This window comes from Cupriavidus sp. GW822-FHT03E04, assembly GCF_058801495.1.
Genome location: NZ_JBXANI010000016.1, coordinates 18,589 through 30,516, shown reverse-complemented (window position 1 = coordinate 30,516; position 11,928 = coordinate 18,589). Strand labels below are relative to the sequence as shown.

The 11,928-nt window shown below is 67.6% G+C and carries 12 protein-coding genes; 6 read left to right on the top strand and 6 right to left on the bottom strand.

What is annotated here, in order from left to right; all coding sequences use genetic code 11:
- The first annotated feature begins 24 nt into the window (after positions 1–24).
- The 3 genes from urtE (at position 25) to AC1RQC_RS23290 (ending at position 2,439) form a co-directional block, all read left to right on the top strand.
- The gene (urtE, locus tag AC1RQC_RS23300; protein WP_492374773.1) at positions 25–714 is read left to right on the top strand and encodes an urea ABC transporter ATP-binding subunit UrtE; all 690 of its coding nucleotides are present in this window, start codon (positions 25–27) and stop codon (positions 712–714) included.
- An 82-nt stretch (positions 715–796) separates the two neighbouring features.
- Entirely contained in the window at positions 797–2,026 is a 1,230-nt protein-coding gene (gene fmdA, locus AC1RQC_RS23295) for a formamidase (protein WP_492374772.1), read from the top strand.
- On the top strand, positions 2,026–2,439 hold the full coding sequence (locus AC1RQC_RS23290) for a zinc ribbon domain-containing protein (protein WP_492374771.1): 414 nt from the start codon (positions 2,026–2,028) through the stop codon (positions 2,437–2,439). Before fmdA ends, AC1RQC_RS23290 begins: the two co-directional genes overlap by 1 nt.
- Positions 2,440–2,482: 43 nt before the next feature.
- Here AC1RQC_RS23290 and AC1RQC_RS23285 read toward each other — a convergent pair whose 3' ends face one another.
- From AC1RQC_RS23285 to AC1RQC_RS23270, 4 genes are read right to left on the bottom strand one after another with little or no spacing between them, the layout of a single operon-like run.
- The gene (locus AC1RQC_RS23285; protein ID WP_492374770.1) at positions 2,483–2,665 is read right to left on the bottom strand and encodes a hypothetical protein; all 183 of its coding nucleotides are present in this window, start codon (positions 2,663–2,665) and stop codon (positions 2,483–2,485) included.
- Positions 2,666–2,697: 32 nt separating this feature from the next.
- Positions 2,698–3,333 carry a flavin reductase family protein gene (locus AC1RQC_RS23280; RefSeq protein ID WP_492374769.1) on the bottom strand — a complete coding sequence of 212 codons (636 nt, stop codon included), beginning with the start codon at positions 3,331–3,333 and terminating at the stop codon, positions 2,698–2,700.
- A 22-nt stretch (positions 3,334–3,355) separates the two neighbouring features.
- Complete coding sequence (locus tag AC1RQC_RS23275) at positions 3,356–4,168, bottom strand: GntR family transcriptional regulator (protein WP_492884776.1); 813 nt, start codon at positions 4,166–4,168, stop codon at positions 3,356–3,358.
- A 13-nt stretch (positions 4,169–4,181) separates the two neighbouring features.
- On the bottom strand, positions 4,182–5,168 hold the full coding sequence (locus tag AC1RQC_RS23270; RefSeq protein ID WP_492374767.1) for a polysaccharide deacetylase family protein: 987 nt from the start codon (positions 5,166–5,168) through the stop codon (positions 4,182–4,184).
- 323 nt (positions 5,169–5,491) lie between these two features.
- Here AC1RQC_RS23270 and AC1RQC_RS23265 point away from each other — a divergent pair, with 323 nt between their 5' ends.
- The 3 genes from AC1RQC_RS23265 to AC1RQC_RS23255 are packed head-to-tail and all read left to right on the top strand — an operon-like array spanning position 5,492 to position 10,220.
- The gene (locus tag AC1RQC_RS23265; RefSeq protein ID WP_492374766.1) at positions 5,492–6,670 is read left to right on the top strand and encodes an ABC transporter substrate-binding protein; all 1,179 of its coding nucleotides are present in this window, start codon (positions 5,492–5,494) and stop codon (positions 6,668–6,670) included.
- A gap of 44 nt (positions 6,671–6,714) precedes the next feature.
- Positions 6,715–7,593: a branched-chain amino acid ABC transporter permease gene (locus AC1RQC_RS23260; RefSeq protein ID WP_492374765.1), complete on the top strand. Its 879-nt coding sequence runs from the start codon at positions 6,715–6,717 to the stop codon at positions 7,591–7,593.
- Positions 7,590–10,220, top strand: a complete 2,631-nt coding sequence (locus AC1RQC_RS23255) for a branched-chain amino acid ABC transporter ATP-binding protein/permease (protein ID WP_492810392.1) — start codon at positions 7,590–7,592, stop codon at positions 10,218–10,220. The genes AC1RQC_RS23260 and AC1RQC_RS23255 overlap by 4 nt, the downstream gene beginning before the upstream one ends.
- 17 nt (positions 10,221–10,237) lie before the next feature.
- Here AC1RQC_RS23255 and AC1RQC_RS23250 read toward each other — a convergent pair whose 3' ends face one another.
- Positions 10,238–11,347 carry a bifunctional nicotinamide-nucleotide adenylyltransferase/Nudix hydroxylase gene (locus tag AC1RQC_RS23250; RefSeq protein ID WP_492374763.1) on the bottom strand — a complete coding sequence of 370 codons (1,110 nt, stop codon included), beginning with the start codon at positions 11,345–11,347 and terminating at the stop codon, positions 10,238–10,240.
- A complete protein-coding gene (locus tag AC1RQC_RS23245; protein ID WP_492374762.1) occupies positions 11,344–11,787 on the bottom strand; it encodes a GNAT family N-acetyltransferase in 444 nt (147 codons plus the stop codon). Before AC1RQC_RS23245 ends, AC1RQC_RS23250 begins: the two co-directional genes overlap by 4 nt.
- Positions 11,788–11,928: the final 141 nt, after the last annotated feature.

Sequence of the window (11,928 nt, the reverse complement as noted above, 5' to 3'; positions counted from 1 at the left end):
GACACCAAACCCTAGGAGAGCAGCATGCTCACAGTCGACAACGTGGTCGTGAACTACGGCCAAAGCGAAGCGCTGCACGGGGTGTCTTTCGCCGCCGCGCAGGGCGAGACGATCGCCATCGTGGGTCGCAACGGCATGGGCAAGACCACGCTCTTCAAGGCCATGATCGGCATGCTGCCCGTGCGCTCCGGCCAAGTCTGCGTGGATGGCCGCGACGTGGCGCAGGACGAAAGCTACCGTCGCGTGCGCGCGGGCCTGGCCTACGTGCCGCAAGGCCGCATGATCTTCTCGCACCTCACGGTGGAAGAGAACATCCTCACCGGCATGGAGCAAGGCAGGAGCCGCCGTATCCCCGAGGATATCTTCGCCATGTTCCCGGTGCTGTTCGACATGCGCCGGCGCAAGGGCGGCAACCTCTCCGGCGGGCAACAGCAGCAACTGGCGATTGCGCGCGCGCTGGTGGCCAACCCCAAGGTGCTGCTGCTGGACGAGCCTACCGAAGGCATCCAGCCATCGATCATCAAGGACATCGCGCGTGCGCTCAACGAGATCCGCCGCACGCGCGACATCACCATCGTCTTCTCCGAGCAGGTGCTCAGCTTTGCGCTCGACGTGGCGGACCGCTTGCTGGTGATCGAAGGGGGCCGCTTCGTGCACGAGACGCACCGCGACGGCACCGATGTCGAGCGCATCCGGCAACTGCTGTCGGTCTAGGCAGCGGCGTTTTTCTGCGATTGCTTCACCTTCCTCACCTTCTTCACCTTCTTCACACCCAACACCCATCAGGAGGCATGTCATGACGGACACACTGATCAAGGTCGATCTGGCCGAATCCCCGTACGAGAATCCCAACGTCCACAATCGCTGGCACCCGGACATCCCGATGGCCTGCTGGGTCAAGCCTGGCGAGGACTTCATCCTGGAAACCTACGACTGGACCGGTGGCTTCATCAAGAACAACGACTCCGCCGACGACGTCCGCGATATCGATCTGTCCATCGTCCACTTCCTGACCGGCCCCGTCGGCGTGGAAGGCGCCGAGCCCGGCGACCTGCTGGTGGTGGACCTGCTAGATATCGGCGCCAAGGCGGAGAGCCAGTGGGGTTTCAACGGTTTCTTCTCCAAGCAGAACGGCGGCGGCTTCCTCACCGACCATTTCCCGCTCGCGCAAAAATCCATCTGGGACTTCCACGGCCTCTACACGTCCTCGCGCCACATCCCCGGCGTCAACTTCGCCGGCCTGATCCACCCTGGCCTGATCGGCTGCATGCCGGACAAGGCGCTGCTGGAGACGTGGAACAAGCGCGAGATCGACTTCATCGCCACCGAACCCGACCGCGTGCCGCCGCTGGCCAACCCGCCCTTCGCCGCCACCGCCCACATGGGCCGCCTGCAAGGCGACGCACGCGACCAGGCAGCTGCCCACGGCGCCCGCACCGTGCCCCCCCGCGAACATGGCGGCAACTGCGACATCAAGGACCTCTCGCGCGGCGCCAAAGTGTATTTCCCGGTCTATGTCGATGGCGCCGGCCTGTCGGTAGGCGACCTGCACTTCTCGCAAGGCGATGGCGAAATCACCTTCTGCGGCGCCATCGAGATGGCCGGCTGGGTGCATATGCGCGTGTCGCTGATCAAGGGCGGCATGGCCAAGTACGGCATCAAGAACCCGATCTTCAAGCCCAGCCCCATCACGCCCAATTACAACGACTACCTGATCTTCGAAGGCATCTCGGTGGACGAAGCCGGCCAGCAGCATTACCTGGACGTGCATGTGGCCTATCGCCAAGCCTGTTTGAATGCCATCGAGTACATGACCAAGTTCGGCTACTCGCGGGCGCAGGCCTATTCGATCCTCGGGACGGCGCCGGTGCAAGGGCACATCAGCGGCGTGGTCGACATCCCCAACGCCTGCGCCACGCTGTGGCTGCCGACGCAGATCTTCGACTTCGATATCCGACCTAGCGCGCAAGGGCCCGTCAAACACATCGGGGGCGATGTGGATCTGCCGATCTCGCAGGACGTGTGATGCCCTGCCGGACGCGCCATCGCGCGATGGCGTGCCCGGCTGCCTGTCATGAAACAACTAGCGGAGAGTGCCGGATGCCGACCTACGATTACCGCTGCCAGGATTGCGGCGTATTTGCCGTGATGCGGCCCATCGCTCGGCGCGATGAGCCTTGCGCTTGCCCGTCATGCGGCAGCTTCTCTGAACGGGCGCTGGTTGCGGCGCCATCGCTGGCCAGCATGCCGGCCGCATCGCGGCGAGCGCATGCGATTAATGAACGCAGTGCCGCTGCGCCGAGGGAGTCGGCGCGCGGTGGGCATGGGGCGGGGTGTGGCTGTTGTGGGAAAAAGGTGAACCTGGCCGGGGCGCCGGCGGCGGCGGCAAATGCGCCGAAGGGGAATCCTGCCGGGCGTCCTTGGATGATCAGCCACTAGCTGCCAGTGCCGGTCGGGCGGATGTGATTGGCCTGCGCTTGGGCTAGATCCGCCCCGCAAACGCTTGAAGCACGGTTGCCAACGCAATAGCCTCCTGCGCCGAAAGCTCCACGGGGTCATCATGTTTAGCAACCACCTTGATCTGGATGGACGAATCTTGCTCGATCCAGATCCTTATCGAACCATCGCTCGATTCGAAGTAGTCTTCATCTGACATCTTATGCATAGCCATTGATCCTTGTTGCAAGAGCAGCCAGCTCACATCTCGTCCACCGCCGTGGTCGCCGTCACCACGCCCGCTTCCTTCTCCATCGAGAACCGATCCCGCGTGGTGACGTAGAAGCTGGCCCCGAATCGTCCCACCGGAAAGTAGTTCTGCAGCCGCACGCGCCAGGCCTGCGTATCGATCAGATCGTCGCGCGCATGCAGCCGCAGCACGCGGCCTATGAAAATCTGCCGGCTGGTCGTCTCCAGCGTTTCCCACAGGGTGCACTCGAACGCCACCGGCGCCTGGGCAATTCGCGGCGGCGCCACCGCGCTCGATGGCAGCGACGTCAACCCCACGCGTGCGAGCTCGCTCTGCTCCGGCGGCAAGCGCTCGCCGCAGCCATGCATCTTCTCCGCCATCGCTTCATCGCTCAGGTGCACGACAAACTCCCCGGTGCGCACGATATTGGCCGCGGTGTCCTTGAGCGCGCCGTCGTGCAGGCGGTTGATGCTGATCATCACGATGGGCGGCTCCTCGCCCAGCATGTTGAACATCGAGAACGGCGCGGCATTGACGGTGCCGTCTTCCGACAGCGTGGTGACCAGTGCGATCGGGCGCGGCACGATCAGGCTGGCCATCAGCTTGTAGCGCTGGTATTCGGTGATGGCCTCGAAATCGATTTCCATGCTTGTTTCCTGTGATTCGGCCTTACTCCCCGGCCAGGCCCAGCATCTGCGCAAGGCTCTTCTCGCCCTGCATGCGGGACGTTTCGATGCGTTGCTCCAGCTCGCGCAGGTGCGACTCCATCCGTTCGACGGCGCCGGTGGCGTCGCGCCGCTCGATGCAGTCCACGATGGCGGCGTGCTCGTCGTGCTCGCAGGGCGCATGGCCCGGCGGCTCGTACAGGCCGACGATCAGCGAGCAACGCGAGACCAGTTCAGTGAGGTAGCGCTGCAGCACGGGGTTGCGCGCGAGCGCGGCGATGCGCAGGTGAAAGCCGCTTGCCAGCCGCGCCCATGAGGGCTGGTCGAAGCGGTGCATGGCCTCGTGCTCGGCGGCCAGTTGCTGGCGTAGCTCGCGCAGGTCGGCGGGCGTGACGCGAGCCACGGCGAGCTCCACCAGCACGCGCTCCATGGCGCGGCGCGCTTCGAAGATCTGGCTGGTCTCGGCCGGCGTGGGCTCGGCGATGACCGCGCCCTTGTTGGGGCGCAGGTCGACAATGCCATCGTGCGCCAGTTTTTCCAGCACGCGCCGCACTACCGCGCGGCCTACGCCAAACAACTGGCACAGCTCCGGCTCTGGCAGCTTGGTGCCGGGCGTGAGCCGGTGGTTGAGCACGCCATCGAAGATGGACTGGTAGATGCGCGCGTCAGCGTCGCCGCCGAGCTCCGCGCCGGCGTCCTTCGAGGTTGCCGCAACGGGCGCTGCGTCGGGCTTCTGCCTGACGGCTTTTGGCTTTACCGCCTTCGGCTGGGCGGTGCGGGGCGAGGCGATGCGAGGCATGACGTTGGTCGGGGACATGGAGCGCATGATGTTAGCGCGAAGCGGCGGCCAGCGGCGCCACTTGGTCGAGGTGGTCGCAAATTGCGCCGGGCGTGGTGAACCACACCTTGCCCTGCCGGCGGCTGCAGGCGATATGCGCCAGCGCGCGGCGCAGGTGGCGCAGGCGATACGGCTGGCCCACCAGGTAGGGATGCAAGGCAATGCCCATCACCAGCGGTTGCGGATGCCGCGCGTGGCAGGCCTGCGCCAGCATCTCGTCGAATTGGTCGATGATCATGTCGGCGAAAGCGCTGCCGTCCAGATGGCGGCCCACGATCATCGGGATGTCGTTGAGCTCCTGCGGATAGGGAATCGACCATAGCGGGCCGCCGCGCGTTTCCATGCGCACCGGGCGGTCGTCGTGGCACCAGTTGAGCGTGTAGCGGTAGCCGGTCTCGGCCAGCAGGTCGGGCGTGAGTGCGGTCTCGGCGATCCAGGGCGACAGCCAGCCCGATGGCGCGGCGCCTGCGTGCGCGGCGATGCGCTCGCGGCAATGCAGCAGCAACGCGCGCTCGCCGGCTTCGTCCAGGTCGCTTTGCCGGCGTGCGTTGGTGTGGCCGTGCCCGATCAGTTCGTCCCCGCGTGCCAGGCAAGCGCTGACCACCTCAGGGCAATGATCGTAGAGCGCGGTGTTGATCAGCACGCCGGCCGGCAGCGCCAGCTGGTCGAACAACTCCAGGCAGCGCCACACGCCCACGCGGTTGCCGTACTCGCGCCAGCTGTAGTTGAGCACGTCGGGCTGCGGCGCGACCGGTCCCAGGTTGGCACCCAGCCCCTCGCCAAAAGCGAAGTGCTCGATATTGAAGCCCAGGTAGACCGCGAGGTTGGCGCCGCCGGGCCAGCGGTAGGCGTCCACATCGGTGATGGGCCGGTAGCCAAAGCGCCCGTGCGTGCGCAGCGGCCCGTACTCGGGGCCGGGCGCCGCACCGTGGGGGCCGCCGGGTGCCTGGGCGGCGGAAGGAGTCGGGTTATGCGTCATCTTCTGGATCGCCTCAATGCGTCTTTGCCAATGCAGGGGAACCGCCAGCGCCGGCCATGCCCCGCTTTGGCGCCATCCGGGGCATCGGGGGGACATCCGGGGGCATCCGGCACCGACATCGTGCAGGCATGGCACCGGGTTGATCGTATGCAAGTTGTCATGCATATCGTTCGCAAAAATTAGGCCATATCGTAGACACATTGATTTCACTATCGCTGAACGATATTCGAGTGGTTTGTCGACGTATGGCATGGCTCTTGCGAGCGGGACACCACGCGTCGCCGACCCTTCCCTCTTGCCGCATTCCTTTCCGGAGAACCGCCATGTCCACCGTCTCACGCCGCGCCCTGCTCGCCGCCACCGCCATTGCCGCCTGCGCCATGCCGGCCCTGCCCGCGCTGGCCGCCGACACCATCAAGATCGGCTTGGTCACCGCGTTGTCCGGCCAGTCCGCCCGCGCTGGGGAGTCGCTCACGCGCGGCATGACCATCGCCATCGACGAGATCAACGCCAAGGGTGGCCTGCTGGGCGGGCGCAAGCTGGAGCTGGTGCGGCGCGACGATGAAGGCAATCCCGCCAAGGGCGTGCTGGCCGCGCGCGAGCTGATCTACAAGGAGAAGGTGGCGGTGCTGTTCGGCGGGCTGGACACGCCGGTGTCGATGGCCATCGTGCCGGTCGCCAACCAGGAGAAGGTGCCGTTCATGGGCCCGTGGGCAGCGGGCACGCCGATCACGCGCAATGGCGCCAACCCCAACTACGCCTTCCGCGTCTCGGCGGTCGATGAGGTCGTGGACAAGGCCATGCTGCAATACGCGCAGAAGCGCTTCAATGCCAGCAAGCCCGGCCTGATCCTCGTCAACAACCCCTGGGGCGAATCGAACGAGAAGGGCATCGTGGCGGCGCTGTCCGCCAAGGGCATGAAGCCCGCGGGCATCGAGAAGTTCGAGGCCAATGACGTGGACGTGGTGCCGCAGCTCGGACGCCTGAAAGCGGCCGGCGCCGACGTGCTGTTCATGGTCGGCAACGTGGGGCCGTCGGCGCAGGTGGTCAAGTCGCTGGACCGCATGGGCTGGAAGGTGCCGGTGGTATCGCACTGGGGCCCCGCCGGCGGACGCTTCACCGAGCTGGCCGGACCTAATGCCAGGAACGTGCACTTCGTGCAGACGTATAGCTTCTTCGGCTCGCCCTCGCCGGTCAGCACGCGCGTGGTGGCGGAACTCAAGGCGAAGTACAGCGACATCAAGGGGCCGGACGACATCACGCCGGCCGTGGGCGTGGCCAATGCCTACGATGCCACGCAGCTTGCCGCGCTGGCCATTGCGCGCGCCGGCTCGACCAAGGGCGACGCGGTACGCGAGGGCTTCTACAAGATCGACCGCTATGAAGGCCTGATCAAGACGTATGTGAAGCCGTTTTCGCTCGAGTCGCACGACGCGCTCAGCGAGAACGACTATGTGTGGGCGCAGTTCATCGACAACCGGATCGTGCCGGTGGCGAAGTAAGCGGCCATTTCAACAAGATGCTGGCGTCACAACAAGGACTCACCATGTTATGGATCTCCGCCCTGATCAGCGGCCTCGGCCTGGGCAGCATGTACGGCCTGATGGCGCTCGGCTTTCACATTACCTACGCGGTCTCGGCCACAGTCAACTTCGCGCAGGGCAGCTCGATGATGCTGGGCGCGGTGCTGACCTACACCTTCGCCCAGACGCTGGGCTGGCCGATGCCGCTGGCGGTGGTGCTGGCACTGGCGCTGTGCGCGCTGTACGGGCTGGCGGTGGAGTTCCTGGCGGTGCGCCCGTTTGCCAGCCGCGGCTCCAACGCTTGGCTGATGGCCACGGTGGCGCTGGGCATCGTGCTCGATAACGTGGTGATGCTGACCTTCGGCACCGAGCCGCGCAGCCTGCCCTCGCCGCTTGCCACCTCCGCGATGCGGCTCGGCGACACGGGCCTCGGGGTGTATCCGCTGCAGTTGCTGATCCCGGTGATCGGGCTTGCGCTGGCCGGCGTGCTGCACCTGGTGCTGCGCCGCTCGCGCTGGGGCGTGGCGATGCTGGCGGTGGTGCAGAACCGCGACGCCGCGCGGCTGATGGGCATTCCGATCCGGCGCCTGGTAGCGGCGGCGTTCGCGCTGTCCACGCTGCTGGCCGGCATCGCCGGCGTGCTGATCGCGCCGCTGTTCAACGTGCAGTCCGACATGGGCACGGTGTTTGGCCTCAAGGCCTTCGCCGTTGCCATCCTGGGCGGGCTCGGCAGCGCCTGGGGCGTGATGGTGGCGGGCCTGATCTTCGGCGTGGCGGAGGCGCTGGTGACGGCCTCGCTCGGCTCCGGCTACACCCAGATCATCACCTTCTCCCTGGTGATCCTGCTGCTGGCCATGCGGCCGGACGGCTTGTTCGGACGCGCGGAGGTGCGCAAGGTATGAACGATTCCACGCTGACATCCACGCGCGGTGGCGCGCCGCGCACCGCCTCACCGCACGCCGCGCCTGCGAGCGCGCGCTCGCCGCTGCTGGGCCTGGGCACGCCGCTGCAGGTAAGCGCGATGGCGCTGGCCCTCATCGTGGCCGGTGCCGCCGCGCTGCTGGTCAACGGTTACTTCGTCTTCGTCATCGCCGGGGTGGCCATGCTGGCGATCTGCGGCGTGGGCCTGAACCTGCTGCTAGGGCTGACGGGGCAGATCTCGTTCGGCCACGTGGCCTTCTATGCCATTGGCGCGTACACCGTGGCCATCCTCACCGGCCCGGCCGGCTGGAGCTTCTGGGCGGCGTGGCCGGTGGGCGCATTGATCGCCGCGGTCACTGGCGCCCTGCTGGCGCTGCCGGCGTTGCGCGTGAAAGGGCCCGGCCTGGCGATGGTGACCATCGCCTTCGGCTTTATCGTGGAGCACGGCGCGGTCGAGTGGCGCGCGCTCACCGGCGGGCAGAACGGCCTGATGGGTATCGCCCAGCCTTCGCTGCCGGGCGTGGATGGCGGCGAGCGCGCGCTCGCGCTGATTGCGCTGGCGGTGCTGGCGATTGCCCTCGCGGCCTATGCGCGGATTTCGCGCGGCGCCTGGGGCGCGGCCATGCGCGCGGTGCGCGACAGCGAGACGGCGGCGGCGTCCATCGGCATCGATCCTCTCGTGGTCAAGACCGTGGGCTTTGCCTTCTCGGCCGCGCTCGCCGGGCTGGCCGGCGGCCTGTTCGCGCCGCTGCAGGGCATGGTCACGCCGGGCATGTTCTCCTTCCTGCAATCGATCCTGTTCGTGCTGGTGGTCATGATCGGCGGCGCGGGCACGGTGGCCGGGCCGGTACTGGGCGCGGTGGTGGTGGGCGTCTTGCCGGAGCTGCTGTCGAGCCTGGAGAACCTGCGCCTGCTGTTTTTCGGCGGCCTGCTATTGCTGGTCCTGTGGGTTGCGCCGGGCGGCATCGCCGGTGTGATCGGCCAGCTATGGCAACGCGCCCGTGCGCGGCATCGTGCCTCGGGTGAAGGTGCCGATGCCAGCTTGCCCGCCTTCCCCTCCCTGGCCGCCCTGCCCGCCGCCAGGCAGCGCGGGCTTTCCGCGCAGGGCTTGTCCATGGTGTTCGGCGGCGTGCGCGCGGTCGACGATCTCTCCTTCGTCATGCCCGCCGGCGCGGTGACCAGCCTGATCGGCCCCAACGGCGCGGGCAAATCCACGGTGCTCAATCTGTTGTCCGGCTACTACCGCCCGCGCGCCGGCGGCCGCAGCCTGGGCCAGGCCGCGCTGCCCGCGCGCGGCGCCTGCCATAGCGCGCGCAACGGCATCGCCCGCACCTACCAGACCTCGCAGCTGTTCGCCGGCATGAGCGCGGCCGACAACGTGGCCATCGCCTTGCGGCGCGGGCGGCTTGGCGCGCTGCTGGGTATCGCGGGCTTCACCGCGCCGGCGGTGCGCCAGCAAGCGCTGGACCTGCTTGCCGCGTGCGGCTATGCCGGCGACCCGGACGCCTGTGCGGCAGGCCTGGCGCACGTGGACCAGCGCCTGGTGGAAATTGCGCGCGCGCTGGCCACCCGCCCCGCGGTGCTGCTGCTCGATGAGCCCGCCGCCGGGCTGTCGCGCGAGGACAAGGCGCGGCTGGGTGCGTTGCTGCGCAGGATTGCCGACAGCGGCATTGCGGTGGGGCTGGTCGAGCACGATATGTCGCTGGTGATGGACGTGTCGGACGGCATTGTCGTCATCGATGCCGGCCAGCATCTGGCGGCGGGCACGCCGGCGGCCATCCGCAGCGATCCGCACGTGCGCCGCGCCTACCTGGGCGAGGCCACGGTGTTGCCCGGGCAAGACAGCGCCCAGGCAGCCCGCCCGCGCAAGGTGCCGTCCGACGCGCTGCGCGAAGTGCTGGGTGTAAATGCACTCAGCGCGGGCTACGGCGCAGCGCCGGTGCTGCACGACGTGGCGCTGCAGGTCCGCGAAGGCGAATTGGTGGCGCTGCTGGGCGCCAACGGCGCGGGCAAATCCACCTTGATGCGTGCGCTGTCTGGCCTGCACCGCCCGGTGCAGGGCGGCATCACCTTCGACGGCGTGGACCTGGCGCGGCTGGACGCCGAGCGCATCGCGGCCATGGGCGTGGTGCTGGTGCCGGAAGGCCGGCAGGTGTTCCCCGAGCTATCCGTGCTCGACAACCTGCGGCTGGGCGCGTTTCCGTCCGGTCCGCTGTCCCATATGGAAATGGTCAAGCGGGTCGAAGCCATGCTGACCCGCTTCCCGCGGCTGCGCGAGCGCCAGCATCAGCGTGCCGGCCTGCTCTCCGGCGGTGAGCAGCAGATGCTGGCGATCGGGCGCGCGCTGATGTCGAACCCGCGCGTGTTGCTGCTCGACGAGCCATCGCTGGGCCTGGCGCCCAAGGTGATCGCGGAGCTGTTCGCCTCGCTGGACCAGCTGCGCGAGGCCTCGATCAGCATCTTGCTGGTGGACCAGATGGCCGCGCTGGCACTGGCGCTGGCCGATCGCGGCTATGTGATGGAGGAAGGCCGCGTAGTGGCCAGCGGGCCGGCGGACGAACTGGCGCGGGATCCCGCGCTGGCGCAGGCGTACCTGGGCGGGCACTGAACCCGGCGGCGAACCGCTCAGCCCGCCGGCTGCGCCTCGCCGTCGAACAGGTGCAGGAAGCGATCGAGGATCAGCAGGTGATCCTCGAACATCTGCCCTTCCAGCGCCAGCAGCTCCTGTTGCGGCACCCAGCGCACCGCGGCGGCGTCGTCTGCGGCGGCCACGGCAGGCAGCGCATCGAGCGGCAGGTCGAAGAAGAAAGCGTGGGTCAGCGTGCGCCCGCGCTGGCTGCGCTCGGGATGATCGAACAACGCCTGGTCGCGCAAGGATTGCTGCAACGCCGACTTGGGCAGCCCGAAGCGCGTCTCCTCGTCGAGCTCGCGCAGCACCGCGTCGGCCACGCGCTCATGCTGGTCGAGGAAACCCCCGGGCAGCGCCCAGGCGCCGCGGCCGGGCTGTCCGCCGCGGCGGATCAGCAGCACCTGGCCGCAGCAGCGCACCACCGCATCCACGGTCACGAAGACCGGCGGATACGGCGCGGCGGCCCAGCGGCGGCTGTGGTCCTGCAGGAAGCGGTACTCGGCCAGCAAGGCCGCAAATGCTTCGCGCCCGGCGAACTCACGCAGGAAGGCGGCCACCGGCTGCGGCAGCACGCTCTGCAACCCCTCCAGCCCGCCCTGCTGCTCGAACCATTGCCGGCGCACGTCGGCGGCGTTGAGCTGCCCGAAGCTGGGCTGCGGCACCAGTTCCCACCCGGGAAAGTCATTCAGGTAGCCCGACGAGGCATCCTTGAAATGCCCGAACAGGCCAACGCGCGGCGTGCCTTGCGCGCAAGCCTCGATCGCCGCGCCCGCCACGGCGCGCACCGCCGCTGTCCAGCGCGCGCTTTCGTAGTAGTCGCGCACCACCACAAAGCGCAGGTCGGCAACGCGCGCGGCGTCCCATGCCGCGACGGCGCCCTCGATCATCTGGCGACGCTCATCCGCGGAAAACGGATTCTTGACGGTGCGGGCGCCGCCGGCGGAACCCAGCACCACGATCACCGTGCTGGCCTGCGCCAGCGCCTGGCGCAACATGGCGAAGTGACCATTGTGGAAGGGTTCGAAACGGCCGATATAGACCAGGCAATCGAAGGGGACAGTGCTCGGCGGCTGGGTCGGTTCGGTCTGGTTCGTCGGGTAGATCATTTCAGCTCGCAACACATGCATAGCGGCAGCGCGCCTTCTTGCTGCCGGAACTCGCGCGACGCGCGTACTTCCGGCGGCAGGCGATCCGCCGAGATCAGCGAGAAGCCGTAGCGGGCAAAGTAGCTGGGGCAACTGGCGCTCAGCAACACGGCGCGCGTGCAGCCGTTGGCGCGGGCGCGCATGAGCACGGCGGAAACCATATGGGAGGCGATGCCGCGATCGCGATAAGGCGGCAACACAGCGACCGAGCGCACGACCACGGTGTCGCCATAGCCTTCGGCGCCAGCGCAACCGACAATGCCGCCGTCGAGCACCGCAATATGGAACAACGCCAGCGAGGGATCGAGATCGGCGCTGGCGAGGCCACATGCTTCAAGGACTTCCGCGATTGCCGGCCAATCGGCCGGTTGTGCGGCGCGGATACGCAGATCTCTTGTCATTGCAATTATCTCCCCGCCACGCACGATGGCGGAGGTTGTCATGGATGGACTGCGCTGACTTCACACTACATGATTCGAGCGACTTGTTCCAGCGGGGAAAACGGCATAAGCAGCGCCTTATCCACCGAATGAATGAGGCGG

Coding starts and splice junctions, on each gene's coding strand:
- urtE (WP_492374773.1), top strand. CDS start 25: ATGCTCACAGTCGACAACGTGGTCGTGAACTACGGCCAAAGCGAAGCG.
- fmdA (WP_492374772.1), top strand. CDS start 797: ATGACGGACACACTGATCAAGGTCGATCTGGCCGAATCCCCGTACGAG.
- AC1RQC_RS23290 (WP_492374771.1), top strand. CDS start 2,026: ATGCCCTGCCGGACGCGCCATCGCGCGATGGCGTGCCCGGCTGCCTGT.
- AC1RQC_RS23285 (WP_492374770.1), bottom strand. CDS start 2,665: ATGCATAAGATGTCAGATGAAGACTACTTCGAATCGAGCGATGGTTCG.
- AC1RQC_RS23280 (WP_492374769.1), bottom strand. CDS start 3,333: ATGGAAATCGATTTCGAGGCCATCACCGAATACCAGCGCTACAAGCTG.
- AC1RQC_RS23275 (WP_492884776.1), bottom strand. CDS start 4,168: ATGTCCCCGACCAACGTCATGCCTCGCATCGCCTCGCCCCGCACCGCC.
- AC1RQC_RS23270 (WP_492374767.1), bottom strand. CDS start 5,168: ATGACGCATAACCCGACTCCTTCCGCCGCCCAGGCACCCGGCGGCCCC.
- AC1RQC_RS23265 (WP_492374766.1), top strand. CDS start 5,492: ATGTCCACCGTCTCACGCCGCGCCCTGCTCGCCGCCACCGCCATTGCC.
- AC1RQC_RS23260 (WP_492374765.1), top strand. CDS start 6,715: ATGTTATGGATCTCCGCCCTGATCAGCGGCCTCGGCCTGGGCAGCATG.
- AC1RQC_RS23255 (WP_492810392.1), top strand. CDS start 7,590: ATGAACGATTCCACGCTGACATCCACGCGCGGTGGCGCGCCGCGCACC.
- AC1RQC_RS23250 (WP_492374763.1), bottom strand. CDS start 11,347: ATGATCTACCCGACGAACCAGACCGAACCGACCCAGCCGCCGAGCACT.
- AC1RQC_RS23245 (WP_492374762.1), bottom strand. CDS start 11,787: ATGACAAGAGATCTGCGTATCCGCGCCGCACAACCGGCCGATTGGCCG.